Source organism: Streptomyces sp. CA-278952 (assembly GCF_028747205.1).
Lineage (GTDB): Bacteria > Actinomycetota > Actinomycetes > Streptomycetales > Streptomycetaceae > Streptomyces.
On the sequence record NZ_CP112880.1, the window covers coordinates 7,598,936 to 7,625,166 of the forward strand.

At 72.2% G+C, this 26,231-nt stretch carries 27 protein-coding genes; 13 read left to right on the plus strand and 14 right to left on the minus strand.

The window, feature by feature from the left end; all coding sequences use genetic code 11:
• The first annotated feature begins 41 nt into the window (after window positions 1-41).
• On the plus strand, window positions 42-713 hold the full coding sequence (locus N7925_RS33280; RefSeq protein WP_274346593.1) for a response regulator: 672 nt from the start codon (window positions 42-44) through the stop codon (window positions 711-713).
• A 272-nt stretch (window positions 714-985) separates the two neighbouring features.
• On the opposite strand, the gene N7925_RS33285 is transcribed toward N7925_RS33280, so the two are convergent.
• Window positions 986-2,311 carry an APC family permease gene (locus N7925_RS33285; protein ID WP_274346079.1) on the minus strand — a complete coding sequence of 442 codons (1,326 nt, stop codon included), beginning with the start codon at window positions 2,309-2,311 and terminating at the stop codon, window positions 986-988.
• 540 nt (window positions 2,312-2,851) lie between these two features.
• On the opposite strand from N7925_RS33285, the gene N7925_RS33290 reads away from it, so the two are divergent.
• A complete protein-coding gene (locus N7925_RS33290; RefSeq protein WP_274346080.1) occupies window positions 2,852-3,907 on the plus strand; it encodes a lactonase family protein in 1,056 nt (351 codons plus the stop codon).
• A 196-nt stretch (window positions 3,908-4,103) separates the two neighbouring features.
• On the opposite strand, the gene N7925_RS33295 is transcribed toward N7925_RS33290, so the two are convergent.
• The 4 genes from N7925_RS33295 to N7925_RS33310 all read right to left on the minus strand — a co-directional run bounded on the left by N7925_RS33295 (window position 4,104) and on the right by N7925_RS33310 (window position 8,099).
• Entirely contained in the window at window positions 4,104-5,027 is a 924-nt protein-coding gene (locus N7925_RS33295; protein WP_265603236.1) for a sirohydrochlorin chelatase, read from the minus strand.
• Window positions 5,028-5,191: 164 nt separating this feature from the next.
• On the minus strand, window positions 5,192-6,295 hold the full coding sequence (locus N7925_RS33300; protein WP_274346081.1) for an N-acetylglucosamine kinase: 1,104 nt from the start codon (window positions 6,293-6,295) through the stop codon (window positions 5,192-5,194).
• Window positions 6,292-6,969, minus strand: coding sequence for a uracil-DNA glycosylase (locus N7925_RS33305; RefSeq protein ID WP_265603238.1), 678 nt, complete (start codon window positions 6,967-6,969; stop codon window positions 6,292-6,294). The genes N7925_RS33300 and N7925_RS33305 overlap by 4 nt, the downstream gene beginning before the upstream one ends.
• Before the next feature lie 44 nt (window positions 6,970-7,013).
• Window positions 7,014-8,099: a WD40/YVTN/BNR-like repeat-containing protein gene (locus N7925_RS33310; protein WP_274346082.1), complete on the minus strand. Its 1,086-nt coding sequence runs from the start codon at window positions 8,097-8,099 to the stop codon at window positions 7,014-7,016.
• A gap of 262 nt (window positions 8,100-8,361) precedes the next feature.
• Between N7925_RS33310 and N7925_RS33315 the strand changes: the two genes are divergently transcribed.
• The 3 genes from N7925_RS33315 (at window position 8,362) to N7925_RS33325 (ending at window position 10,470) form a co-directional block, all read left to right on the plus strand.
• Entirely contained in the window at window positions 8,362-9,078 is a 717-nt protein-coding gene (locus N7925_RS33315; RefSeq protein WP_274346083.1) for a cupin domain-containing protein, read from the plus strand.
• A gap of 142 nt (window positions 9,079-9,220) precedes the next feature.
• Entirely contained in the window at window positions 9,221-9,649 is a 429-nt protein-coding gene (locus N7925_RS33320) for a hypothetical protein (protein ID WP_274346084.1), read from the plus strand.
• Between the two features lie 89 nt (window positions 9,650-9,738).
• A complete protein-coding gene (locus tag N7925_RS33325) occupies window positions 9,739-10,470 on the plus strand; it encodes a class I SAM-dependent methyltransferase (RefSeq protein WP_274346085.1) in 732 nt (243 codons plus the stop codon).
• A 13-nt stretch (window positions 10,471-10,483) separates the two neighbouring features.
• Here the strand turns inward: N7925_RS33325 and N7925_RS33330 are convergent, their stop codons facing one another.
• A complete protein-coding gene (locus tag N7925_RS33330) occupies window positions 10,484-11,863 on the minus strand; it encodes an FAD-dependent oxidoreductase (RefSeq protein WP_274346086.1) in 1,380 nt (459 codons plus the stop codon).
• An 88-nt stretch (window positions 11,864-11,951) separates the two neighbouring features.
• Window positions 11,952-12,638: a DUF305 domain-containing protein gene (locus N7925_RS33335; RefSeq protein WP_274346087.1), complete on the minus strand. Its 687-nt coding sequence runs from the start codon at window positions 12,636-12,638 to the stop codon at window positions 11,952-11,954.
• 158 nt (window positions 12,639-12,796) lie between these two features.
• Here N7925_RS33335 and N7925_RS33340 point away from each other — a divergent pair, with 158 nt between their 5' ends.
• Window positions 12,797-14,290: an LVIVD repeat-containing protein gene (locus tag N7925_RS33340; RefSeq protein ID WP_265603244.1), complete on the plus strand. Its 1,494-nt coding sequence runs from the start codon at window positions 12,797-12,799 to the stop codon at window positions 14,288-14,290.
• Between the two features lie 299 nt (window positions 14,291-14,589).
• Here N7925_RS33340 and N7925_RS33345 read toward each other — a convergent pair whose 3' ends face one another.
• The 5 genes from N7925_RS33345 to N7925_RS33365 form a co-directional block, all read right to left on the minus strand.
• Window positions 14,590-14,766: a hypothetical protein gene (locus N7925_RS33345; RefSeq protein ID WP_265603245.1), complete on the minus strand. Its 177-nt coding sequence runs from the start codon at window positions 14,764-14,766 to the stop codon at window positions 14,590-14,592.
• 96 nt (window positions 14,767-14,862) lie between these two features.
• Window positions 14,863-15,558, minus strand: a complete 696-nt coding sequence (locus tag N7925_RS33350) for an HAD family hydrolase (protein ID WP_265603246.1) — start codon at window positions 15,556-15,558, stop codon at window positions 14,863-14,865.
• Between the two features lie 11 nt (window positions 15,559-15,569).
• Window positions 15,570-16,283, minus strand: coding sequence for a phosphatase PAP2 family protein (locus N7925_RS33355; protein WP_274346088.1), 714 nt, complete (start codon window positions 16,281-16,283; stop codon window positions 15,570-15,572).
• Between the two features lie 265 nt (window positions 16,284-16,548).
• Window positions 16,549-17,484 (minus strand): M56 family metallopeptidase, encoded by a 936-nt coding sequence (locus tag N7925_RS33360; RefSeq protein WP_265603248.1) that lies wholly within the window; start codon window positions 17,482-17,484, stop codon window positions 16,549-16,551.
• A gap of 98 nt (window positions 17,485-17,582) precedes the next feature.
• Window positions 17,583-18,191, minus strand: coding sequence for a DUF5134 domain-containing protein (locus tag N7925_RS33365; protein WP_265603249.1), 609 nt, complete (start codon window positions 18,189-18,191; stop codon window positions 17,583-17,585).
• Between the two features lie 271 nt (window positions 18,192-18,462).
• Between N7925_RS33365 and N7925_RS33370 the strand changes: the two genes are divergently transcribed.
• Complete coding sequence (locus N7925_RS33370) at window positions 18,463-19,038, plus strand: GNAT family N-acetyltransferase (RefSeq protein WP_274346089.1); 576 nt, start codon at window positions 18,463-18,465, stop codon at window positions 19,036-19,038.
• Window positions 19,039-19,050: 12 nt separating this feature from the next.
• Here N7925_RS33370 and N7925_RS33375 read toward each other — a convergent pair whose 3' ends face one another.
• Window positions 19,051-19,701 carry a glycerophosphodiester phosphodiesterase gene (locus tag N7925_RS33375; RefSeq protein ID WP_265604088.1) on the minus strand — a complete coding sequence of 217 codons (651 nt, stop codon included), beginning with the start codon at window positions 19,699-19,701 and terminating at the stop codon, window positions 19,051-19,053.
• A 341-nt stretch (window positions 19,702-20,042) separates the two neighbouring features.
• Between N7925_RS33375 and N7925_RS33380 the strand changes: the two genes are divergently transcribed.
• From N7925_RS33380 to N7925_RS33400, 5 genes are all read left to right on the plus strand, one after another.
• Complete coding sequence (locus N7925_RS33380; RefSeq protein WP_265603251.1) at window positions 20,043-21,440, plus strand: DUF6421 family protein; 1,398 nt, start codon at window positions 20,043-20,045, stop codon at window positions 21,438-21,440.
• Window positions 21,441-21,466: 26 nt separating this feature from the next.
• Window positions 21,467-22,234 (plus strand): SDR family NAD(P)-dependent oxidoreductase, encoded by a 768-nt coding sequence (locus N7925_RS33385; protein ID WP_265603252.1) that lies wholly within the window; start codon window positions 21,467-21,469, stop codon window positions 22,232-22,234.
• A complete protein-coding gene (locus N7925_RS33390; RefSeq protein ID WP_265604089.1) occupies window positions 22,231-23,292 on the plus strand; it encodes a threonine aldolase family protein in 1,062 nt (353 codons plus the stop codon). Before N7925_RS33385 ends, N7925_RS33390 begins: the two co-directional genes overlap by 4 nt.
• Window positions 23,293-23,368: 76 nt before the next feature.
• Complete coding sequence (locus N7925_RS33395; RefSeq protein ID WP_265603253.1) at window positions 23,369-23,968, plus strand: transglutaminase-like domain-containing protein; 600 nt, start codon at window positions 23,369-23,371, stop codon at window positions 23,966-23,968.
• A gap of 65 nt (window positions 23,969-24,033) precedes the next feature.
• Complete coding sequence (locus N7925_RS33400) at window positions 24,034-24,726, plus strand: B3/B4 domain-containing protein (RefSeq protein ID WP_265603254.1); 693 nt, start codon at window positions 24,034-24,036, stop codon at window positions 24,724-24,726.
• A 32-nt stretch (window positions 24,727-24,758) separates the two neighbouring features.
• Here the strand turns inward: N7925_RS33400 and N7925_RS33405 are convergent, their stop codons facing one another.
• A complete protein-coding gene (locus tag N7925_RS33405) occupies window positions 24,759-25,481 on the minus strand; it encodes a lysophospholipid acyltransferase family protein (RefSeq protein WP_003970836.1) in 723 nt (240 codons plus the stop codon).
• A 232-nt stretch (window positions 25,482-25,713) separates the two neighbouring features.
• Between N7925_RS33405 and N7925_RS33410 the strand changes: the two genes are divergently transcribed.
• A complete protein-coding gene (locus N7925_RS33410; protein WP_265603255.1) occupies window positions 25,714-26,040 on the plus strand; it encodes a TlpA family protein disulfide reductase in 327 nt (108 codons plus the stop codon).
• Window positions 26,041-26,231 lie beyond the last annotated feature (191 nt).

The window sequence follows — 26,231 nt, forward strand, 5'->3', positions numbered from 1 at the left end:
CGGGCGAAGGACCCCGCACGGACAAGGCAAGGAGAAGCGCCATCGGCATACGTCTGCTGGTCGTGGACGACCAGGCGATCGTGCGCGCGGGTTTCGTGGCGATCCTGGGCGCCGAGGACGACATCACCGTGGTCGGCGAGGCCGCGGAGGGGGCCACGGCGGTGTCCATGGCGGCCGAACTCGCTCCCGACCTGGTGCTGATGGACATCAGGATGCCCGGCATGGACGGGCTGACGGCGACACGACTGATCACACGTCACAGCAGTCGCACCAGAGTCCTGGTGCTCACCACGTTCGATCTCGACGCCTATGTCTATGAAGCGCTGCGTGCCGGAGCCTCCGGCTTCCTGCTCAAGGACTCCGAGCCGGAGGACCTGCTGTCCGCGATACGGGTCGTCGCCTCCGGCGACGGTGTTCTCGCACCCGCGGTCACGCGACGTCTGATAGAGGCCTTCGCCCACGGTGCCCCTGTCCACGCGGACGCTGCCGAAGTCCTGGACCGCCTCACCCACCGCGAACGCGAGATCCTGGTGCTCGTGGCCACGGGCTTGAGCAACGCGGAGATCGGCGCGCGTCTGGAGCTGGCCGTGGGCACGGTGAAAGTGCACGTGAGCGCCGTGCTCAGCAAGCTGGCCCTGCGGGACCGCGTGCAGGCGACGATCTTCGCCTACGAGAGCGGACTGATCCGTCCGGCGGGGATACCGACCGGCTGAGGGGCGCCAGTCCGCGGTGACGTGCTGTTCGCGCGGGCCGAGCGACGCGACCAGGAGGCGGGACGGCTGCTCAGCGGTCGGGCGACCGACCTGTAGGCCAGAGGCCCGCCGGTGAGCGCATCGAACGACGACGCAGCGCCCCTCCGCCTTCTGTGGCCGAGCAACTCGAGAAACGTTTCGCAACGTCGGTCGCCACCGCTCCTGAGGAGCCCCAGGGGGCAGGCACGTCCAGGAGAGGCGCACGGCCGTGGCGAAGACGCTGAGGGCCGAGGTCAAGAGGCCCGTGGCCGCCGAACTGCGGCGATGACGCCCAGGCAGGCGCCCACGGCCAGGACGAGGAGCCCTCTCAGCCATACGTCACGTTCGATCTGGGTGGCGAGCAGGACGCAGGACGCGGCTCCGAGGACGGGAACGAGGGTCGGCGCCCGGAAGTGGTCCGGAGTCGCCGTGTCGCGGCGCAGTACGAGGAGTGAGGTGTTGACGAGGAAGAAGACCACCAGCAGGAGCAGGACCAGGGTGGAGGCGAGGGTGGTCACGTCGCCGGTCAGCGCGAGGAGCAGGGACAGTGCGGTTGTCGCAGCGATGGCGGCCCAAGGCGTGCGCCGACCGGACAGGACCTTCGTGAGGAAGCGGGGCAGGAGACCGTCCCGCGCCATGCCGTAGGCCAGGCGCGAGGACATGATGCCCGTCAGGAGCGCTCCGTTCGCGACGGCAACCAAGGCGATGGCGCTGAACAGCTCTGGAGGGACTCCGTCGGCCGCCCGGACGACTTCGAGAAGCGGCCCGCTCGATTCCGTCAGCGTTTCGGTCGGTACGGCCACCGTCGCGGCTACGCCGACCAGGGCGTAGACGACCCCTGCTGTGACCAGGGCGCCGAAGAGCGCTCGGGGATACGAGCGGCGGGGGTCGCGGGTTTCTTCGGCCACGTTGACGGATGTTTCGAAGCCGACGAAGGAGTAGTAGGCGAGCACCGCGCCGCTGAGCAGCGCAGCCGCCGGGCCCTGGTGCGCGGTGCCCAGGTCCGCGAGCCTTCCCATGTCTCCGTCGCCGCGCAGCACGATCCAGGCGCCCAGCCCGATCACCAGCAGGAGACCGCTGACCTCGATGACCGTGGCGATGACGTTGGCCCGGGTCGACTCGCTGATGCCTCGGGCGTTCAGCAGCGCCAGCGCGGTGAGGAAGACGGTGGTCACCAGTACGACGGGGAGAGAGACGAACTCGGACAGGTAGTCGCCGCCGAACCCCCGGGCGAGGGCGGCCACCGACACCACTCCGGCGGCCAGCATGCAGAAGCCGGCGAGGAACCCGAGGAAGGGGCCGTAGGCCAAGGTGGCGTAGTGCGAAGCGCCGCCCGCACGCGGATACTTGGTGACCAGCTCCGCGTAGGACGCCGCCGTCAGGAGGGCCAGACACAGGGCCACGAGCAGGGGGGCCCACACCGCGCCGCCGGACTCGGCAGCCACCTGGCCCACCAGGACGTACACGCCCGCCCCGAGGACGTCTCCCAGGATGAAGAAGTAGAGCAACGAGGTGGTCAGAGCCTTCTTGAGCGGTGCCGGAGAGTCGGAGGCCGGGGGCGTCGTAGGAAGAAGTTTCACGCGGCACCATCTACCCGGCCGGCTGCCCAGCAGACGCGGAGTCCCTCTGATGCCTGCGAATACGGTCGCGTGGGGCGGAAGCGGCCGGGTACGGGAGAGCCTTGTGTTCGACGTATTCGACGTGATCGAGGTAATCGAGGTAATCGAGCATTCGACGTAATCGACGAGTGCTGAGACTCGATGGCCGTACGCCACCGCTTGGTCGCACGTCCCGGTACACAGTCCGGCCTGGCCGGTGGTCCGCCGGGAGAAGCACCGTCGTCCGGCGTCGCGAGGTCCCGCATGTGCCGGAGCTGGAGGCGCTCGTGGGCCCGGGTGCTCGCCGACTCCGGACCGGGCTTGCCCTCCGGTACTGCCTGACGTCGGACGGTTCCAGGGCCGGGGAGGGCCGGACCTGCCGTGGCATGCGAACCGGCCTGACCGCCGGGGGCGCCGGCCCGCGCCTCGGGGATCTCTTCGGCCGCATTGGTCTGGACCGCAGAGGGCTGCCTGCTACCGTCGGCCGTGAAGATCACGGCGACGGCGAAGAGGGGTAGCGCGATGATCGGGAACAGCGCCGGGCAGGCATTCATGGGGTCGTTCACCTCGGCGGGCGGGCGCGGGATCACCGCCGCCGCCGTGGACCGGGATACCGGTGCGCTGACGGTGCTGGGGTCCACGGACGCCGTGCCGGACCCCTCGTTCCTCACGGTCGGCCCGGGCGGCACGGCCCTGTACGCGGTCGGCGAGAGCGCCCCGGGCGTCGCCGCCGCCTTCGCCCTCGACGGCGACGTGCCGACTCTCCTGGGTCCCGTCCGCGCCGTCGACGGCGACGCGCCCACCCACCTCGCGCTCGCCGCGAACCACCTGGTCACGGCCAACTACACCTCCGGCGGTGTCACAGCCCTGCCGGTTCTCGCCGACGGCTCGCTCGGAGCGGCGGTCTCGGTGCTCCAGCACGAGGGCAACGGCCCCGACAGCGGCCGACAGGAGGCCCCGCACGCCCACCAGGTGCTCGTCGACCCCTCGGGGAACTGGGTGGTCAGCGTGGACCTCGGCACCGACTCGGTACGCGTCTGCGCCCTGGACCCCGCCACCGGCGCCCTGCGCCTGCACAGCGAGACCGCCCTGCGCCCCGGCACCGGTCCGCGCCATCTGGCCTTCCACCCCTCGGGCTCGCTCGCCTACGTCCTGGGCGAGCTGGAGCCGACGCTCACCGTGTGCCGCTGGGACGCGGCTGCGGGCCGTCTCGACGTGCTCGGCGAGACACCGGTGCTGCCCGAGCACGAGGCGGCCGACGACGCGGCGCGCACCTACCCGTCCGAGGTGGTCGTCGCGCACGACGGGCGCTTCCTCTGGACCGCCAACCGGGGCCACGACAGCATCTCCGTGCTCACCCTCGACGAGAGCGGCGAGAAGGCGGCTTTGGTGGCCACCGTCGGCTGCGGCGGCCGCTGGCCGCGCGACCTCACCCTCGACCCGAGCGGCCAGTGGCTGTACGCGGCCAATGAGCACTCCGGAAACGTCAGCTGGTTCGCCGTGGACGCCGAGACGGGCGTCCCACGGCACGCGGGCTCCGTCGAGGTTCCCGCGGTCTCCTGCGTCGTCCTCGTCTGACAGCGGCCGCCCCCGGACGGTCGCGGCCGACGGCGACCGCCTCCGGACGGCGCATCCGACAGCGGCTGCCCCGGGCACGTTGCCGACACCGGCCGCCCCGGACAGCGCGGCGGGCCCGGACCGGAGATCTCCTCCCGTCCAGGCCCGCCGCGCTGTCCGGCTTCCCGAGCCGCCACCCCACGGCGACGGCGTCCGGTCAGTGAGCCCGAGCCCCCTGCGGAGTCGCCGGCGTGATGCCCAGCGTCGTGGCGTACAGGGACAGCACGAGCTTGCCGATCGCAGGGTAGGCGCCCAGCGGCTCGGCCGTCGCACAGCCCGCCTCCTTCGCGGCGGCGTCCAGCAGGCCGAGGTCGACCTCCGGGCCCACCAGGTACGGCGCCAGCGCCAGCTGCGCCGAGCCGGAGCCCTGCAGCTGCTCCGCGATCGAGGCGACCGAGCCCTCCACGTCCAGCGCGGCGGCCATCACCGGCACGGCGAGCCGGGCGGCCAGCAGCATGCCGGTGATCCCGGCGGCCCGCACGGCCTCCTCGCCACCCACGGTGACCAGCACGATGCCGTCGGCGGCGGTGGCCACGGTGAACAGCCTGGCGCGGTCGGCGCGCGCCAGCCCGGCCTCCGACAGCCGTACGTGCAGGGCCTCGGCGAGCAGCGGGTGCGGACCGAGGACATCCGTCAGCTCGGCCTGCGTACCGCTGTCCATCACGGCCTGCCGTATCCGCCGGATCAGCGCGCTGTCGGGACCCGCGAGCAGCGGGACCACGACGGCGGGCGGACCCGCGGGCTCGGCGACCTCACGGCCGACGGCGACGGCCTGCTCGAAGCGCGCGACGCGCTCGGCGGCGGTATGGGCGAGAACGGTGGCGAGGGTCGGGTACTCGGCGTCGTCGCCGTCGAGGTAGCCGATCCGGGCGTTGAGGCCGGGCAGCTCGGAACGGGCGATGCTGATCACCTCTTCGGCCAGGCTGCGCGTGGCCGAAGAGGGGGTACCGGGAACGGCGAGAACGAGCGCGGCAGCGCCCTCGGGTGCGACCACGGGCTCCGGGCGGCGGTGCCGTCCGGACTGGCGAGGTCGCGGCATTCGTACAGGCAGGCCGGAAGCGGGCCCAGTGGGGGTGCTCATGGCGCCGCATGCTACTGGTTTTGCCTGCCCCTCTGTTCGGGGAGGGTCCGGTCGAGCGTTAACTATCCGCTTATGTCCGATGAGTGACGTACTGCCGGAGTGTCCCTGTCTGTCGGGTCGTCGTTCCGTCGGCCTCCGTCCGGCTCCTCCTTCGTCGCCGACCGTCACCCCGTGCGGGGCTCGTCGCGCACCGTCGTCCCGCCGCGCTGTCCGCTCCCGTGCTCCTGGGGCACGAACAACATCGTCGGATGGAGCGGCAGGCGCAGATCCCCGGCAGCCAGGGCTCGTGCGATCCGGAGTGCGCCGGTCAGCGGATCGCCCGCCGCCGAGGTCACCCGGGCCCCCGGCAACAGCCGTGTCAGCTCCTCGCGCAGAGGTGCGATCAGAGGCTCGCCCATCTTGAACAAGCCACCCGTCAGAGCCACTTCACCGCCCTCACCGCCCTCGCCGTCCGTCCCGGCGGACGTCGGGCACACAGCCGCCGCCGCCTCGGCGATATGACCGGCGGCCTGCCGGAGAATGTGGGCGGCCACCGGATCCGCTCCGGCGCACGCCGCCACCTCCGGGGCGAACGAGGCCAGCACGGCCGGCCGGTCGGAGCGCGGATAGAGCAGCCCGGGCAGCGCCTCGGCCGGTCCGAACACGGCCCGCACCCGGTCCAGCAGGGCGGGGGAGCCGCCACGCCGCCCGTCGTGGGCCCGCATCGCCGCGTCCAGCCCGGCACGGCCGATCCACGCACCGCCGCCGCTGTCACCCAGAAGATGACCCCACCCGTCGGCCCTGTGCCACTCCATCAGGTCCGTACCGAGGGCGATCATGCCCGTGCCTCCCGCGACGACCGCCCCCGGGCGCTGGCCCACCGCGCCCGCGTAGGCGGTCACCGCGTCGGCGGCCAGCGCCAGCCGGCGTACTCCCAGCGCCTCCGCGAGCGCGCCGGGCAGCTCCGACCGCAACCGATCGCCGAGCGTGGCCATGCCGGCGGCCCCGATCGCCACCGCCGCGATCTCACCCGCCGGGGCGCTACCGGTCGCGGAGGCGGACGCCCGGCCCAGCAACTCCCGGGCCGCGGGCAGCAGCTGCTCCAGCAGATGCCCGGCGTCGATGCCGCCGGGCCCCGTCCGCACCGGCTCCGCGCAGAGCGTCGTCGCCAGCGGCCCCGGCAGCTCCACCCGGCCGAGCGCCACCCGCAGACCGGAGCCGCCGGAGTCCACCCCGAGGACGTACGCGCCGGGTCCGGCCGCGCCGGGCGCCGCCGGAGGACGGGTCACGGAAGCCGCCAGTCCACAGGCTGCGCCCCCTGGCGCTCCAGCAGTTCGTTGACGCGGCTGAACGGCCGCGAGCCGAAGAAGCCCCGGTCCGCGGACATGGGGGAGGGGTGCGAGGACTCGATCGCGGGGAAGTCGCCCAACTGCGGGCGCAGATTGCGGGCATCGCGCCCCCACAGGACCGACACCAGCGGCGTGCCCCGGGCGACCAGCGCCTTGATTGCCTGCTCGGTCACCTCTTCCCAGCCCTTGCCCCGGTGGGCGGCGGGCCGCCGCGGCGCGGTGGTCAGCGCCCTGTTGAGCAGCAGCACCCCCTGCCGCGTCCACGGCGTGAGATCGCCGTTGGACGGCCTGGGCAGCCCCAGGTCCGCGTGCAGCTCCCGGAAGATGTTCTCCAGGCTGCCCGGCAGCGGCCGGACGTCGGGGGCCACCGCGAAGCTCAGCCCGATCGCGTGTCCCGGGGTGGGATACGGGTCCTGGCCGACGACCAGCACCCTCACCTCCTCGAACGGCTGCTGGAACGCCCGCAGTACATGCGCCCCGGAGGGCAGGTACGTGCGTCCCTCGGCGATCTCCGCGCGGAGGAAGTCGCCCATAGCGGCGACGCGTTCGGCGACGGGTTCGAGGGCGTCCGCCCACCCCGGCTCGATGATCTCTTTCAACGGTCTTGCTGCCACGGCCCGCACTCTACTGCTGATACGACCACTCCGATCAACTGCCGTCAGCCGAGCGCCACCGCCCGCACGCACAGGACGTCCGGCAGATGCGACGCGAGCTGCCGCCAGCTGTCCCCGTCGTCCGCGCTGGCGTACAACTCGCCGTTGCGGTTGCCGAAGTAGACCCCGGCGGGATCCGCGTCGTCGGTGCACAGCGCGTCCCGCAGCACCGTGCCGTAGTGCGCCCCGTCCGGCAGGCCCTTGGTGAGCGGCTCCCAGGTGCGCCCCGCGTCGCTCGTGCGGAACACCCGGCAGCGGTGCTCCGCCGGGACCCGGTCGGCGTCGGCGTTGATCGGGAAGACGTACGCCGTGTCACCGCGGTGCGGGTGCGCGACGGCGGCGAACCCGAAGTCGGAGGGCAGGCCCGCGCCGATGTCGCTCCAGTGGTCGCCGGAGTCGTCGCTGCGGAAGACCCCCCAGTGGTTCTGCAGATAGAGCCGGTCCGGGTCGGCTGCGTCCCGGGTGACCTTGTGGACGCACTGGCCGAACTCCGGGTCCGGATCCGGGAGGAACACCGCGGAGACGCCCTTGTTCGACGGGGCCCAGCTCGCGCCGCCGTCCTTGGTCCGGAACACTCCGGCCGTCGACACGGCGACGGTCACGGCCTTGGCGTCCCGGGGGTCGGTCAGGACGGTGTGGAGCCCCTCGCCGCCGCCGCCCGGCTCCCACCGGGAGCGGGTCGGGTGCTCCCAGAGCGGACGGACCAGCTCGAACGACTCGCCCCGGTCCTCGGAACGGAACAGCGCGGCCGGCTCCGTGCCCGCGTAGACCACATCCGGCGCCTCGGGGCCTGCCGGGTGCAACTGCCAGACGCGCTCCAGCGACGCCCCGGTGGATTTGGGGAACTTCACCGCCGGCTGCCGGGGCTCGGTCCAGGTCTCGCCCAGGTCGTCGGAGTGGAAGACGGACGGCCCCCAGTGCGCGCTGTCCCCGCCGACCAGGATCCGCGGGGTCTCCCCCCGGGTGTCCACGGCGACCGAGTAGATCGCCTGCGCGTTGAAGTGCGGGCCCGTGATCTCCCAGGTCCCGCCGCGTCTGCGGCCGATGAAGAGACCCTTGCGGGTGCCTGCGGTGAGCAATACGTCGGTCATGGTCCTGGACCTCCCGAAACGCCGTTGTGCCGGAACAGTGACAGTCTGCACCCGGCCACTGACAGCGGCCCGCGCACACGCCAGCGGCCCCGGTCGGTCGGCGTGCCCGCCGCCGGGGCGCGTGCGGGGCCCTTGACCGGCGTCGGGCGACGCCCCTAGCGTTCAGCTCCCGTGGAAAGCGCTTGCTCAGCAATCGGCGCGGCGCGTCCCCGCTTGCCCGCGCGGCCACGCGGGGACGCGCCGCCGAGACCCAGGAGTCCCCGTGGTGACCTTCGAAGGACTGCCCGGCGCCGTCGCCGTCTCGCACCTGAGCGTCTACGACTGGCCCGCCGCCGACGGGCTGCGCGGAGGCACCCCGCATCTGCACCTGACCTGCTCGGAGGGGTACGTCGTGGTCGGCGGCAGCGGTTCCGTGCAGACCCTCACGGCCTCCGCATTCCAGGAGACCCCGCTGACACCGGGCGCGCTCGTGTGGTTCACGCCGGGCGCCGTGCACCGCCTGGTCAACGACGACGGGCTGCGCGTCATCGTGCTCATGCAGAACAGCGGGCTGCCCGAGGCCGGCGACGCCGTGCTCACCCTGCCGCCCCGCTGTCTCGCGGACCCGGACGTCTACAGCGTGGCGGCGACGCTGCCCGGGGACGCCGCGGAGGACGTGCAGGAACGGGCCGCGCGGGCCCGGCGCGACCTTGCCGTGGAGGGGTTCCTCGTCCTGCGCGAAGCCGTGGAGGGCGGCGACCCGGAGCCGCTGGCCGCATTCCACCGCGCCGCCGCCGCGCTCGTCCGTCCCCGGACGCCCGAGTGGCGCAGCCGCTGGGAGAAGGGGGCCGCCACGGCCGCCGCCGCCACCGCCGCCCAGCTCGACGCGCTGGACCGGGGCGAGGCCGGCCACCTCGCCGACGCCCGCGTCCGCGCCGAACGGCCCTCGGCGCGCGGCAGATTCGGCATGTGCGGCCGCCTGGACGTCTACCGGACCTGAGCACCGCCCCGCAGCCGTCCCGCCCGGCACACACCACGCCCCCGCCCCGCCTCCGGGTGCTGACATGCTGACGCCGTCCGGACGAAGGCCCGGACGGCGGCTCCCGGCCACGGCCGGGCACAGGGACACCGAGGAGACGACGATGGGCAGCGGGATCACGGACGCCGACGGCCACCCGGTGCCGGTCATGGTCACCGCGGGCGAGCCCGCGCCGGTCGCGGTCACCGCCGGCGAGCCCGGCCCCCGCGTCTCCGTCCGGCTCTCGCCCCCGACCGGCGAGCTCGTCTGGTCCTGCACCCCGGGGGCGGCCCGCGAGCTGGCCGCCGTACTCCTCCGAGCGGCCGAGGAGGCCGAGAACGCGCCGGGGGAGCGTCCCGTCACGGTCGAGGCGAGCGCGCTGCGCCGCGGCGATGTGCGCGACGGCGACCGGTCCATGACCGTGGAGAGCGCCCGGACCGACGGCTCCACGGTCCACGTCACCTGGAAGTCCGGGGCCGGCCGCAGCTGGACCCAGGCGTACGCCGCCGATACCGCCATCACTCTCAAGCGGCGACTTTCCGGCGGACGTTGACGCTCCCGCCCCAGCCCTGCCCCGCCCGGCCCCTCGCACGCCCCCCGACCGGCCGCGGCCGGTGCGCCGCGTCGGTAGGGTGGCCCGTGATGTTCACCAAACAGGGCCCCACCGTGCGCGAACTGGCCGTTCAGGCGCTCTCCTCGACCGAGCGCGGATACGACCTCCTCGCCCCGAAGTTCGACCGGACGCCCTACCGCACCCCTGACCGCGTGCTCGACGCCGTCACCCGGGCGGTACGCGAGCTCGGACCCTTCGACACCGGACTCGACGTCTGCTGCGGCACCGGCGCGGGGGTCGGCGTGCTCCGGCAGCTGTGCCGGGAGCGCGCTGTCGGCGTCGACTTCAGCGCCGGCATGCTCGCCGAGGCCCGTGCCGCCTTCCCGCCCGGGGGAGAGGGACCGACGGTGCACTGGGTGCGGGCCGACGCCCGCTCCCTGCCCTTCGCGCCGGCCTTCGATCTCGCCCTGAGCTTCGGCGCGTTCGGCCACTTCCTGCCGACCGAACGCTTCGGCCTCTTCGCCGAGGTGTACGGATCGCTGCGGCCGGGCGGGCAGTTCGTCTTCCCGATCGGCGCACCGCCCCCGGTGGGATCGCGCGCCTACTGGTCGCTGTTCGGCTTCGACGCGGCGATGCGGGTCCGCAACGCCCTGTGGCGCCCGCGGTTCGTCATGTACTACCGCACGTTCCCGCTCGGCGACGTGCTGGAGGACCTGACGCAGGCCGGATTCGCCGTGCGACTGCTACCGCTGACCGAGCTGGGCCCGCGCCCCGACGGCAGCCCCCGCGCCCGGCTGGTGGTGGCGACCCGGGAAGGGTGACGCGGGCAGCTGTTCAGCGGTCCGTGTTCCGGGCCGCCGCCAGCAACCCGGTCCAGTCGGGGATCTTCACCGGGCCGCGCCCCAGCGAACGGCCCAGCTCCGCCTCCGCACGCTCGATCGACAGCCAGCCGGACCACTCCACCGGCCGCAGCCCCCATTCCCGCAGCACGGCCAGTGGATCGTCCACCGCCGCGCGGCTCCTCAGCGTGGCCGCGTCCTCCAGGAGCGAGGCCACCGTCTCCTTGGCGCAGGAGCGGTTCGAACCGATCACCCCGGTCGGCCCCCGCTTGATCCACCCCGCCACGTACTCGCCCGGCGCCGGCGTCCCGGCCCGCAGCACCCGGCCCGCCGCGTGCGGCACCGTGCCGCGCACCGGATCGAAGGGCAGCCCCGGCAGCTCCACCCCCCGATAGCCGACCGCCCGCAGGACCAGTTGCGCCTCGACGTCCTCGTACGCGCCGGTGTCCCGGACCCCGCCCCCGCTGTCCGGAGCCGTCCGGGCGAACCGCACCCCGGCCACCCGCCCGTCGCGCTCCAGCAGCTCCACCGGCCGCAGGAAGAACCGCAGCCGGATGCGGCGCCCGGCGTCGGCCGCCGCCGGGGCCCCGGCCGCCGACCAGCCGCGCAGGACCTCCAGGTTCCGCCGCACCACGGCGGGCAGCGGCAGCGCTCCGGGCAGGCCGTCCGGAGCGGCGTACGCCGGGTCGAGCGCGAGTTCCGCCGGGTCGACGACGACCCGTGCCCCGGGCAGCGCCCCCAGCTCCCGCAGCTCCTTGGTGGTGAACCGGGCCTGGGAGGGCCCCCGGCGGCCCACGATGTGCACGTCGCGCACCCGGCTGTCCTCCAGTGCGCCGAGCGCCTCGCGGGGCACGTCGGTGGCCCGCAGCTCGTCGGCGCCACGGGCCAGGATCCGGGCCACGTCGACCGCCACGTTGCCCACGCCGATCACGACGGCCGAGCGGGCGTCCAGCACGAACGGGTCGGCGCCGACGTCCGGATGGGCGCTGTACCAGGAGACGAAGCGGGTGGCGGAGTAGCTGCCCGGCAGCCCCTCGCCCGGCACCGCGAGCGTCCGGTCGGCCGATGCCCCGACGCAGTAGACGACCGCGTGGTAAAGCTCCGCGAGCCGGGCGGGGGAGACCCCCTCCGCCCCGCCGACGCCGACGTTGCCCACGAAGGTGACCCGGTCGTCCTCCAGCACCGCCCGCAGACTGTTCTGCAGCGACTTGATCTTCTCGTGGTCGGGGGCCACCCCGTACCGCACGAGTCCGTACGGGGTGGGCAGCCGGTCCAGGACGTGCACGCGCACATCGGGTACGGGCGACTGCTGGAGCAGGGCCTGAGCGGTGTAGACCCCGCTGGGACCGGAACCGACGACGGCGACGGAGAGCACGGCGCACCTCTTCCCGGAGGTTCCCTCCAGGATGGCACCGCCCGGCCGATCCGCACCGCCCGGTGCACGGGGTGCTCGGCCGGGTGGCTCAGTCCATCAGCCCGCGCATCCGGTTGATCTCCACGGTCTGCTGGGCGACCACGTCGCTCGCCATCTCCTCGACGATGACGTCGTTCCCTTCGGTGAGCGCCTCCGTGGCCATGGTGATCGCTCCCTGGTGGTGGGTGATCATCAGCTCCAGAAAGAGCTTGTCGAAGGCCTTTCCCTCGGCGGCGCGCAACCTGGCGAGCTGGGCATCGGTCGCCATGCCGGGCATCGTGGCGTGGTCGTGGCTCTCCTCGCGCCGGCCGCCGCCGTTCTTCTGCAGCCACCCCTTCATCGCGCCGATCTCCGGCTTCTGGCCTGCCGATATGCGGTCCGCGAGCCGTTTGACGGTGTCGGCGGAGGCCCGTTCCGGGACCAGCCCCGTCATCACGATCGCCTGGCTGTGATGTTCGATCATCATCCGTGCGTAGCGGAAGTCGGCGGAGTTGGCGGTGTCCTGACCGGCCTCCTTGGCAGCGTCCTCGGCGGAGAGCGTCCGGGCGGGCTCGCCCGGTCTGCCGGGCGCGACCACGCCCGGACCCGCGTCCTTGGCCTTGTCCGACGCCCCGTCACCGCTGCCCGCGTCACAGGCTCCCAGGACGAGCACGGCGGCAACCGCCGCCGCCGCGAGAGCGGTTGAGCGCAGAGTTGCGGACCGGCGATGGATCAACACGGCGACCTCCTGTGCCACATGGTTTGTTGCAGACCGTCCTAACACGCTTCCACCGGGCGAAGATCAAAAACTTTTATTACGTCTGTGTTGCCATCTGTTGTTGTGTACATGGGAGGGACGATACTGCCGGGGGTTCATGAACCGTTCGACCCCGAACGGAGACAAGGGAGGACGCAGTGACCTCGTTGCACACCACCCGCGTGCGGCGCAGACGTCTGGGCGCGGTGGCAGCCGCAGCCGGACTCCTCGCCACGCTGCTGACGGCCACCACAGCGGCCGCCACCCCCGACCCGGGCGATGCCCCGGCCGAGCGCGGTTCCGTCACCAAGAGCGAGCAGGCCGAGGCCAGGGCCGCGATAACCGGTGGCGACATACCCGGCGTGGACGAGATCGTCCACAGCTCCAACATCAAGCACCTGACGAACGTGCCGAAGGGTGCCCTCAAGGGCACCAACACGGACCTCGCCTTCCAGGGGAAGTACGCGTACGTCGGCAACTACGACGGCTTCGTCATCTACGACATCAGCAAGCCGAAGAAGCCGAAGACCGTCGCGCAGGTCCTCTGCCCCGGTTCGCAGAACGACATCTCGGTCTCCGGGAACCTGCTGTTCCTGTCGACGGACTCCTCGCGCAGCGACGACTCCTGCTCCAGCACCTCCCAGCCCGCCACGGAGAAGTCCTCCTGGGAGGGCATGAAGATCTTCGACATCAGCAACAAGCGGCAGCCGAAGTACATCGCCGCCGTGGAGACCGCCTGCGGTTCCCACACGCACACGCTGGTGCCGGACGGCAAGAAGAACGTGTACGTGTACGTCTCCTCGTACTCGCCCAACGAGACGTTCCCGGACTGCAAGCCGCCGCACGACGGGATCTCCGTCATCAAGGTGCCGGTCAAGGCGCCCCAGAAGGCCCGGATCGTGAACTTCCCGGTGCTCTTCCCGGACGGCGGCAACCCCGGTGCGCCGGAGAACCCCGGTGTCTCCAAGACGACCGGCTGCCACGACATCACGGTGCTGCCGTCCAAGGACCTCGCCGCCGGCGCCTGCATGGGTGACGGTCTGCTGTTCTCCATCGAGGACCCGGAGCACCCGAAGATCATCGACCGTGTCCAGGACAACGTGAACTTCGCGTTCTGGCACTCGGCGACCTTCAACCAGGGTGCGAACAAGGTCGTCTTCACCGACGAGCTCGGTGGCGGCGGCGCGGCCACCTGCAACGCGGAGATCGGGCCCGAGCGGGGCGCCGACGGCATCTACGACATCGTCGGCAAGGGCGACCAGCGCAAGCTGGTCTTCCGCAGCTACTTCAAGATCGACCGGCACCAGGCCGACGCCGAGGTCTGTGTCGCGCACAACGGCTCGATCATCCCGGTGAAGGGCCGCGACCTGATGGTCCAGGCCTGGTACCAGGGCGGCATCTCCGTATGGGACTTCACCAACTCCTCCAAGCCCAAGGAGATCGCCTTCTTCGAGCGTGGCCCGGTCACGCTCGACCAGGTCACCACGGCCGGCTCCTGGTCGGCGTACTACTACAACGGCCACATCTACTCCAGCGACATCGCCAAGGGCTTCGACGTGCTGAAGCTGCAGGACCGGCGCACCGACCCGGCCGAGCGGGTCAAGCTGGACGAGCTCAACGCGCAGACGCAGCCGGACTACTTCGGCCGCTGATCCGTCAGGGTCCCGAGGTCCGGTCGTTCCTGCATGCGGGGCCGGTGTCTGCCGGGCGGTCGCCCGCCCGGCAGACACCGGCCCCGGTGCGTGTGCCGCCGGAAATTCATTGACCGGTGAGCCGGGTGGGGACATGCTGGAGCCCTGCGACGGGGGACTCCGGTCCCCGGCGCGGTCCGCGGCCGTGTCCCACGTGGCATGCCGAGGGTGCGCCCGGATCCGGCGACGCGGGGGATCGCCGGATCCGGGCGCGATCTCCGCACAGGCTTCTCCGCTCCGCCGAACCGCGGGTACGGCGGTCAGGCGGCGGTGCGGACGCTTCCGCCGGTGGCGGCGGCCCACTCCATCAGCAGCCGCTGGTACGCCGCCTCGTCCTGCGGCGTCAGGCACCCGCCCGAACGCTGCCACAGGTCGCGGATCTCCGCGTTGACCTCGGCTGCGGAACGAGCGGACAGGGACGACGGCATGGGGGACATGTCCACCAGGCTACGGCCACGAGCGGCTGCCACTACCCTCTCCGCGGCGGGATATGCCTCACACCCCGGCCCGATCTCCTCTGTTCGCCCCGGGCCTCATTCCGGCACGAGGCCCAGCGAACGCAGGCCGTCCGGCCGCTCCGCCACCGGCAGGTGGTCCACGAACCGGACCCCGCAGCCCAGAGCGGCCGCGCCGCCGTCCGCGCGCCGGTCGTCACCGACCATGACCACGTCCGCCGGCTCCCGGCCGATCAGCGAACAGGCGATGCGGAACAGTCCCGCGTCGGGCTTCTGGAGCCCGTGCTCGAAGGACAGGGCATAGGCGTCGACCAGGGCGTCCAGCCCGTGCGCGCGGAAGACCGGGCGCGGGTCCCACCCGATGTTGCTGACCACACACACCGCGATCCCCGCCCTCCGCAGCCCCGCCAGCACCTCCGCGGCGTCCGGATAGGCCTGCCAGGCCTCCGGCCGCATGTGGCGGTCGTACAGCGCGTCGTACAACCCCGGATCGGGCAGGGCGACACCCCGGGCCAGACCGGTGTACGCCTCGCGGTGCAGAGCGGGGCTCAGGTCCCGGCGGGACACCGCCCCAGCCAGCCGGTCGGGGACCCGGACCGGGGGCGGGCCGCCCGGGAGGGCGCCGGCCTCCGTGAGCCCGCTCACGTACCGCTCGAAATCCTCCGGGGTGACGTCGACGCCCTCCTCGCGCAGCACGGCGGCGAGCCAGTCACGGACCGGCTCGATACGGAACAGGGTTCCGGAGAAGTCGAACAGCACGCCTTTGACCACCATGGACACGATCCTTACCGTTCCGTCCCCGAGCCGGCAAGAGCGCCCTCCCGGGCGGCCGCGTAGCGGGCGTACCCCACGGCGCTCAACGCCACCACGGCCACCCCCAGCAGTGCGCCGCCCACGACATCGGTCAGCCAGTGCACCCCCAGGTACACCCGGGTCGCCGCCACACCGACCGCCGAGACCACCGCCACGGCCAGCACCGCGGCCCGGGCGCCGGGGCCGGCGCCGTACAGCCACAGCAGCCAGACGAACAGGCCGCAGGTCACGACGGCCGTCATGGCGTGCCCGGAGGGGAAGGCCGCGTAGTGGGCCGAGTCCACCGGGTCGGGCCACTGCGGGCGCTCCCGGCCCACCGCCGCCTTCAGCCCCTGCTGGAGGAGGGTGGCGACCAGGCTCGTCGCGGCCAGCCAGAGGGCGAGCGGGCGCGCGCCCCGCCACCACAGGGCGACCACCACCGCCGCGATCAGGGCGCGCATGGTCCAGGGGTCCCACACCCAGTCCGTCAGCACCCGGCTCACATGCACCAGACCGGGATCGGTCACCGCGTGCCGGTGCAGGGCGTCGGCGACCGCCCGGTCCAGGGACATCAGCGGCGACCAGCGCGCCGCCACCAGCACGAGCAGCACGAGAGCGGCGGCGCCGACGACGGCCCCGGCCCACAGGGCGGGCGGGGTGCGGGCGGAGCGATCCGGCGAGCGGAAGCGGAACAGGGTGGAGGACATGGGGTGATCCTCGCGGAGGACACCGCCCGAAGGCCAACCCGGAGTGCGGCCGAGGGCGTGCGGGGCGCCACACGCCGGTTCCAGATGCGAACGAAAGACCGCTAAGGGCTGTCCCGCTATTCCCGGCGGGCGCACGACGACAGCTACGGCACCTCGCCGCGTTGTCGGAACATCCCTATACGTCCAGTATGCGGATGCCCCTCCGCCTTGCGATGCACCGCATCTGACGCCGCGCGCTGATCCACCGGGAACAGCGGGACAGCCCTTAGCCCAGCGCGCGGAGCCCCGGGACGAAGGCCACGAACACCGGGACGACCGGGACCAGCGCGGCGGCGGCTGTCAGCCGGAACCTGCGGCCCGCCGTCAGCCGTTCGACCGGGGCCAGCAACCGGTTGACCCGGAGGGGCACTTGGGCCTGCGGGGTGGGGCAGGGGCCGAAGACCCCGCGGTCCTCGTTGAGCCCGACGAGGGCGAGCGCGGTCGTCAGCCGGCCGAAGCGGCGTGACGCCACGTCGTCGGCGGCCAGTTCGACCAGCCGGTGCATCTCGTCGCGGAACGCGGCGAACACCGGGATCTGCGGGAAGCCGATCGCCAGCGCCGACGAGCAGTGCAGCAGCCAGTCGTGCCGGGCCTGGGCGTGCCCCTGCTCATGGGCGAGCACCGCGTCGAGCTGACGGCCCTTCAGGCGGCCCAGCGCGGCGGTGGTGATGACGAGTTGCGGAGCCGTGCCGGGCAGCCACCAGGCGTCGGGGCGTTCGCCCTCCAGCACCACGAGACGGTCGGCGCCCGGCTCCTCGCCCGGCAACAGCGGGGAACGCACCAGCAGTTCCGCCCGACGCTGTTTGCGGCGACGCCGTGCCCGCCGGATCTCCCTCAGGAGCATCGCCCCGGTCCACAGCCCGCCCATCGCCAGCAGCACCGCGATGACCGCCGACCACGGCCCGTACGCCGCCAGGGCGTACGCCTCGACGACGGCGTGCGGGGCGGGGGCGAAGACATGGCCGCGCACCGCCTGCCAGGCGGCGGCCGCGCTCAGCGTCATCGACAGGGCGAACGACAGCAGGACCCCGGCCACCACGCACTGCCAGACCCACAGGGCCACGACCGGTTCGCGCTCCGGCCACCGGGCGCGCGCCATCACGCGGGGAGTCACCAGGGCGGTCAAGGCACCGAGCAGTAGCAGCGCGAGGGAGACCAGCATGGCCCCAGCTTATGAGGGGCGGGCCGGCCGGGGGTACGGCCGCGACCGGCAAGTGACGTAGACCACGGTTTGCCGGGGGTTCTGTCCCACTTCCCGTCTCACAGAGTGAGCAGCATGGCGAACATGCCGATGCCCATCGTCAGCCTGCACGCCGTCGTCAGCTCGGACAGGCCGTCCGACGCACCCCCGAATCCTCCCGGGGGCCGGGGTGCGGGGGCCGTCCCGCCGGCCGGGACCATGACGGTCGCGGGGAGCAGGCGGCCGGCCGAGCCCAGCACGTAGAACGCGTAGTAGCCGAGCAGCGCCCCGGTCAGCAGGGGCACGCCCCCGGCACCGGCGCCCGCCCCGTGCCCGGCATGCCCGCCCCCGCCGCTTCCCGTGACCGCGGGGGCCATCGCCACGGCCATGTAGACCATGGCCAGTGAGCCGACGAGGTGGTGCAGGTGGTGGCCGCCGCGCAGGGCGGGGCGCAACGCTCGCAGCGCGGCCGCGCCGAACAGCACCGCGTACACCGCCCAGGCCCAGTCCGGGGGCGACAGCACCGCGGCCGGAACGGCCATCGCCGCCATGCCGAAACCCATGAACGCCTCCGAGCGTGCGGTGCGGCGCTCCTGCGGCGTCCCCGCGCGGGTGCGCAGCAGGCAGTAGGCGCCGCTCACCGCGCACAACGCCATCAGCAGCCAACCGGTCAGAGCCCCTCCGTGCACGGCGCGCCTCCCCCCGGTCGGACGTACGGCACTGTTGCGGGTCGTCCCATCGATGCCCGGGGGGCCGACGCCGAATCCGGCGCACGGGGGTGTGAAGGGGGTGCGCCGGGGCCCGCCGGGGGCGCTTCGGGTCGCGTTACTCTCGACCGCACTGTGCGACGACGGAGACCGCGACCGTGCATACGGCAGCAGGCAAACGCGTACGGCAGCACGGAAGTGCGTACGGCAGCAGAGAAGTGCGTACGGCAGCAGAGAAACGGAGCACCCGACCATGGACACCGCCACGCCCCGCGACGCGGCCCGGCTGACCTTCCGCGACGCGACCGAGGACGACGTACCGGCGCTGGTGACCCTCATCGAGTCCGCCTACCGAGGCGACTCCAGCCGCACAGGCTGGACCACCGAGGCCGACATCCTCCAAGGGCAGCGGACCGACGAGCAGGGCGTGCGCGAGGTCATCGACGCTCCGGCGGGCCGGCTTCTCGCGGTCGAGCGCGACGGCGGACTCGTCGCCTGCTGCCAGCTCGAACACCGGGGCGACGCGGCCTACTTCGGTATGTTCGCGGTGCGCCCGGGCCTTCAGGGCGGCGGACTCGGCAAGCTGATCATCGCCGAGGCGGAGCGCACCGCCAGGGAGAGCTGGGGCGTCGGTGAGATGCACATGACGGTGATCTCGGTGCGCGAGGACCTGATCGCCTGGTACGAGCGCCGGGGCTACCGCCGTACGGGAGCGCTCACCCCGTTCCCGTACGGCGACGAGCGCTTCGGGATTCCCCAGCGCGACGACCTGGCCTTTGAACTGCTCGTCAAGAACCTTGGGGTGAGCGAAGCGGGGGAGGGTGCCTGAGGACGCCGGCCCTCAGGCGGTGAAGCGCCCGGCGCGGCGGATCTCGGGGAAGTCGGTCGTCGCGCCGTCCAGGCCCAGCGCCCGGGCGAGACGCAGGTGGTCCTGGGTGTTCACCACCCAGCCGATCACCTTCACGTCCTTCGAGTGCGCCCGCTCCACGACCTCCAGGGTGAGGCGGCGGATGTTCAGCGCGAGTGTCGCCGCGCCCGCCGCCTTCGCCCGGTCCACCACGTCCGCGCCCCAGCGGCTGGCGATCAGGACCGTGCGCACGCCGGGCACCAGCCGCGCGATCTCGGTGACGGCCTCGTCGTGGAACGAGGACACCTCCACCCGGCCGACGAGATCGCGCTCCCGGATCACGTCCGCCAGCGCGCGGGCCGCCGCCACGTCCTTGATCTCCGCCTGGAGCGGGGAGGAGACGGCCTCCAGCACCTCCTCGAAGACGGGGATCCGCTCGCCCTGGCCGGCGTCGAGCTCGCGCAGCTCCGCCAGGGTCCTGGCCGCGATCGGCCCCCTCCCGTCCGTGGTGCGGTCCACGTCCGCGTCGTGCATCACGACGAGCGCGCCGTCCTTGCTGAGATGGAGATCCAGCTCGATGGCGTCCATTCCGGACGCCTCGGCGCGGACGAAGGAGCGCAGGGTGTTCTCGGGCTCGACGCCCATCACTCCGCGATGACCCAGGGTGAGAAATGACAAGGCGACCTCGTTTCCGTCGGCGGCGGTCCGTCGACTGCTCCTGCCCGCGCGGAGGTGCGGCAAGCGGAGGTACGGCAATGCGGCACTGGGGAGGGTAGCGGCCGAGGCCCGCGATGTCCCCCGCTGTGCGGGCCCGGTCGCCCGCGCCTGAGGGCTACTGGTCGAACTGCGCGCCTACCCGGAATACGGCAGGAAAAACAGCGGTGACCATGGGGGGTACGCAGGATATTTTGCAGTCTCCGCTTGTCGGAAGGAACCCCGCACGGCTACGGTGAAGGCACGCGAGGTTCTCCCGTGGAGGAAGTGTTATGACGGAAATTCTTGTGCACGACGCCACCGACGGCGCGATAGTTACGGCTCAGCGGGTGGTCGAACACCCGGCCTGGCCCGTGCTCAAGGACGCCGTCGAAGAGATCCGCCCCTGGCAGTCCAAGGACGGATCCATCGACTTCGAGGCCGAGGGCGCCCCGTCCCCGGCCGCCGTCGAGCGGGTCCTCGACCGGGTGACCGGAGCGGTCGAGGAGCTGTCCCCGCTCCTCCCGCACGACGCCGCCTACCACCGCGCGCTCGTCACCGACCTGCGCCGCTGGGCCGCCGACGGCTTCCGCGTCCCCGACTTCCTGGACTCGCTGCTGGCCTTCCAGCCCGCGAAGGACCGGACCGACGGCCTCCAGCACCTCGTCGTCTTCGCGATGTACACGCAGAACGGCAACCCCGACCGCAACCTCGAAGCGGTCGTGCTGAGGATGGTCTGGCCCGACTGGCTCGCCGAGCTGGAGGCGAACCGCTACGACAACCCGCTCTTCTGCGGCATCACCTTCGAGGACTTCACCGCCGGCTACGACACCCACTCCGCGGTGCTCTTCCCGGAGACCATCGCCGTGCGCGAGGCCCCCGAGCGCTTCAGCTGGGGCGGCATCTTCTGCGACCGCGAGGCCGCCCGCTTCCGCCGCGTCACCGAGGCCTCCGTCGGCCTGCTCGGCCTGGAGCTGCCCGACGACATCCGCGAGATGATCGGCGACCAGCAGCGCTGCGAGCAGGCGTTCGTCCTGTGGGACATGGTCCACGACCGCACCCACAGCCACGGCGACCTGCCGTTCGACCCGTTCATGATCAAGCAGCGCCAGCCGTTCTGGATGTACGGCCTGGAGGAGCTGCGCTGCGACCTCACCGCCTTCAAGGAGGCCGTGAAACTGGAGTCCGAGGGCAACGCCCACGGCCGTGACGTGCAGTACGCGGTGCTCTTCGACCGGCTGTTCCGCTTCCCGGTCTCCGGCGAGCGCGTCCGCAACTACGACGGCCTCGGCGGCCAGCTGCTCTTCGCGTACCTCCACAAGCACGACGTCGTCCGCTGGACCGACAACACCCTGAAGATCGACTGGGACCGTGCCCCGGAGGTCACCAACCAGCTCTGCGGCGAGATCGAGCAGCTCTACCGCGACGGCATCGACCGCCCGAAGCTGGTCCACTGGTTCGCCGCGTACGACCTCGTGTCCTCCTACCTCGCCCCGCACCCGGGATCCCGCTGGGCCAAGGGTCCCGACGCCCTGGACCTCACACTTCCTCCTCGCAAGCTCGTCGACGAGGTGCTTCCGGACGAGTTTCCCCTGAGCATGTTCTATGAGGCGCTCGCCAAGAAGCTGAAGCACGTGATTGCCTCTGCCAAGGGAATCACCGCGGCGAACGACGAGCGGGCAGCCGCGTGAACCATTCTCCCGAGGAGGCGGTGGCCATGAACGCGAACGGCACGGGCGAGGGGACCGGTGTGCTCGAAGGAGCCGTGGTCGCGGTCGCCGGAGCGGCCGGCCCCGCCGGCCGGGCGACACTGCTGCGGCTCGCCGAGGCGGGTGCGACGGTCGTCGGCTGCGACGCCCATCCCGAACGGCTCGCCGAGGCGGTGGACGCCGCCCGTTACGCCCACGGGGGCGCGACCGTCACCGGCGAGACGGTCGATCTGCTCGACCTCGACGCCACCCGGGACTGGGCCAAGCGCACCGAGGCGGAGTTCGGCCGCATCGACGGCCTGGTCCACCTCGTCGGCGGCTGGCGCGGCAGCCCGTCGTTCCAGGAGACCGTGCTCTCCGACTGGGACGCCCTGGAGAAGCTGCTCATCCGCACCGTCCAGTCGACCTCGCTGGCCTTCCAGGAGGCCCTCGAGCGCAGCGACCGGGGCCGCTATCTCCTGATCAGCGCCGCGGGAGCCAGCAAGCCCACCGCGGGCAACGCCGCCTACTCCTCCGCCAAGGCGGCCGCCGAGGCGTGGACCCTCGCGCTCGGCGACGCCTTCCGCAAGGCGGGGGGCGAGGACGGGCCCGCGGCCGCTGCTGCGATCCTGGTGGTCAAGGCACTGGTGAACGACGCCATGCGCGCCGAGCGCCCGAATGCGAAGTTCGCGGGCTTCACCGACGTCACGGAGCTGGCCGAGGCCATCGCCGGCGTCTGGGACAAGCCCGCCCCCGAAGTGAACGGAAAGCGCCTGTGGCTGACCCCGCAAACGTGAGGACCGACGCGCGACGTCACCACGACCCGCAGGTACGCGGCTTCGCCAGTGACAACTACGCCGGCGCGCACCCGGAGGTCCTCGCGGCCATCGCGCTGGCCAACGGCGGCCACCAGGTCGCCTACGGCGAGGACGACTACACCGGCCACCTCCAGCGCGTGATGCACAGCCACTTCGGCGCCACCGCCGAGGCCTTCCCGGTCTTCAACGGCACGGGCGCCAACGTGGTCGCCCTCCAGGCTCTCACCGATCGCTGGGGCGCCGTCATCTGCGCCGAGTCCGCGCACATCAACGTGGACGAGGGCGGCGCGCCCGAGCGGATGGGCGGGCTGAAGCTCCTCACCGTGCCCACACCGGACGGCAAGCTCACCCCCGAGCTCATCGACCGGCAGGCGTACGGCTGGGACGACGAGCACCGGGCCATGCCGCAGGTCGTCTCGATCACCCAGAACACCGAGCTGGGCACCGTCTACACCCCCGACGAGATCCGCGCCATCTGCGACCACGCCCACGAGCGCGGCATGAAGGTGCACCTCGACGGGGCCCGGATAGCCAACGCCGCCGCCTCGCTGGACGTGCCGATGCGGACGTTCACCAACACGGTCGGCGTCGATGTGCTGTCCTTCGGCGGTACGAAGAACGGCGCGCTCTTCGGTGAGGCCGTCGTCGTGCTGAACCCGGACGCGGTCCGGGCGATGAAGCACCTGCGCAAGCTCTCCATGCAGCTCGCCTCCAAGATGCGCTTCGTCTCCGTCCAGCTGGAGGCGCTGCTCGCCAGGGACCTGTGGCTGCGCAACGCCCGGCACGCCAACGCCATGGCCCAGCGGCTCGCCGAGGGCGTCCGGGCGATCGACGGGGTGGAGATCCTCTACCCGGTCCAGGCCAACGCCGTGTTCGCCCGGCTGCCGCACGCGGTCAGCGAGCGGCTCCAGAAGCGCTTCCGCTTCTACTTCTGGGACGAGGCGGCCGGGGACGTCCGCTGGATGTGCGCGTTCGACACCGGCGAGGACGATGTCGACGCCTTCCTCCAGGCACTCAAGGAAGAGATGGCGCGATAGCGCGCATCCTGCATGAGTATGCGGTCGACTGGAAATTGATGGACTTCCGGTCGGCCGCTTCGTAGGCTCTCCCGTTATGAAGCTGATACAGCAGTCCCCGGACATTGACGCGTATCTGGCCGTCGACGAGGCCATCGACCACGAGCATCCTCGGGTCGGCGAGGCGGCGAACCGCCTCGCACTCGACGCCGACACCGCATACACATACGCGAGGGCAGCCTTCGAGTTCGTCCGCGACACCATTCCGCACTCCGCCGACTCGGGGGACCCGCGCGTCACGTGGCGCGCCTCCGACGTGCTCGCCGCCCGTACCGGCATCTGCTACGCCAAGTCGATCGCGCTCGCGGCGCTGCTGCGGGCCGGCGGCGTTCCGGCCGGCCTCTGCTACCAACGCCTGGTCGGCAAGGACGGTGCGACTCCGGTGATCCACGGCCTGGTCGCGTTGCGGCTGCCCGGGGCCGGGGGATGGGCGCGGGTGGATCCGCGCGGCAACAAGCCGGGCGTCGACGCGCAGTTCTCGCTGGAGGAGGAGCGGCTGGCCTGGGTGGCGCGCGAAGAGTTCAACGAAGTCGACTATCCAGTAGTCTATGTTGCACCACCCGAGGTGATCCTCCATGCGCTGAAGAGCGCCCGGGACCGCTCGGAGCTGTTGCGAAACCTCCCCGGGGCCCTCTGAACGCAGTCCCACGCCCGGATCACCGCACCCGAGCCACCGAACCCCGTAAGGCAGTAAGGCAGACGATGACCCTCACCCTCACCGTGTCCGACGAGGTGCGCGCCCTCGCACCGGGCTTCACCCATCTCGCCGTCGAGGCGCACGGTCTGGTCAACGGCCCCAGTGACACCCGTAGCGCCGCCCTGCTGGACGACGCCGCCCGCAGGCTCGCCGAGCGACTGGAGGGCCGCGCCCCGCACGAGGACCCGCGCATCGCCGCCTGGCGCGAGGTCTACTCGGCGTTCGGAGCCAAGCCGTCCCGCACCCGCAACTCGGCCGAGGCGCTCGCCCGGCGCGCCCTCGCCGACGGCGGCCTGCCCCGCATCAACCGGCTGGTCGACGCCTACAACGCGATCAGCGTCGCCCACCTCGTCCCGGTGGGCGGCGAGGACACCGACCACATCAAGGGCGGGATGCGGCTGATCCGCGCGACGGGCGACGAGCCGTTCCGTACCGTCGCCGGTGGCGAGGAGACGGTGGAACACCCCGAGCCCGGCGAAGTCGTCTGGTGCGACGACGAGGGCGTCACCTGCCGCCGCTGGAACTGGCGTCAGGGTGTGCGTACCCGGCTCACCGAGGAGTCGGTCAACGCCGTCTTCCTGCTGGAGGGCCTCGCGCCCATGGCGAACGGCGGGCTCGACGCCGCGGGCGCCGAACTCGCCGCGGCCCTGGAGCGGCTGAGCCCCGGGGCGCGGATCACCGTCCACGGGCCGCGGTGAAGTGACGACGCCGCGGTTGTCGGGGGCGGGTGTCAGCCGAGCTCGCGCACCTCGGCGGGCGTCGGGGCCGTACCGCCGAGATGGGCCGGCACCCACCAGGTGTCGCTCGCGTCCTTCGGGCGCACCGGGTAGGCCCGCTGCGCCGCCTCCAGCAGCTCCTGAACCCGCTCCCGCAGCCGCCGGGTGATGGCGCCGGCGTACTGGTCGGAGGGCGCCTCCATGGGCTCGCCGACGCGGATCGTGATCGGGATGTGGCTGCGCTGGAAATTACGCGGGCGCCCCTTCGTCCAGATCCGCTGCGTGCCCCAGAGCGCCATCGGGATCAGCGGGACCCCGGCCTCCTGGGCGAGGCGCGCGGCACCCGACTTGAAGCTCTTCAGGGTGAAGGACTGCGAGATCGTGGCCTCGGGGAACACTCCGACGATCTCACCGGAACGCAGCGACCGGAGCGCGTGGGCGTAAGCGTCCTCGCCCTGGTCGCGGTCGACCGGGATGTGCTTCATTCCCCGCATCAGCGGACCGGAGATCTTGTGCCGGAAGACCGATTCCTTCGCCATGAACCGCACCAGCCGCTTCTGCGGCAGGGCGCCCAGCCCGGTGAAGATGAAGTCGAGATAACTGATGTGGTTGCTGACCAGCACCGCACCACCGGTCTTCGGGATGTGCTCCGAACCCTGAGTGTCGATCTTCAGGTCGAGCGCCTTGAACAGAGTGCGAGCGGCGCCGATGACCGGTCGATAGACGAGTTCTGCCATCTGGATGAAGACCCTTCTTCAGTGCCTGGGGAGGGTTCTCCCGGCGGAAGTTACGCAGCCGTAGGTTTTCGGCATTGTGGCGATGGTGCCCCATGCGCGAGTCCCTGGCCAGTCCCGACGGACACGGGGCGCGAGATTCTCGTCACGTGCGCGTACCCCCGGAGCTGCGGGGAATGCGCGGGCGGTGGCCGGTGCTGACCTCTTACGAAGAACTCTGATCAGGAGGCACCAGGTGGATCGCCGGACCCACGGACAGCGACTCGACGCATCCCAACTCGGCGCGGAACTCGGGAAACGCGCGACGCTCGTCCAGTTCTCCAGCGCTTTCTGCCAGCCTTGCCGGGCGACCCGCCGCACCCTCGGCGAGGTGGCCGGGATGATCGACGGGGTCGCCCATATCGAGGTCGACGCCGAGGCCCATCTCGCGCTGGTGCGGCAGCTGGACATCACGAAGACGCCGACCGTCCTGGTACTCGACGCCGAGGGCGAGGTGGTCCGCCGGGCATCCGGCCAGCCCCGCACCGTCGACGTCGTCGCGGCGCTGGGGCACGCCATATGACGGGCCGTGACGCACCCGCATGACGGACCGTGACGCATCTCCCACATGACGGAACGCCCTTGACCGCGCCCGCTCCGCATCGTCACTCTGACGTTATGGTGCCAGAACTCCTTCTTCACGGCCGAGTCCATGGGGACCTCGCACGCCATGCGAGTGCGCGCTGTCCGGGTGCCTGAGCCCCCACGGACCCG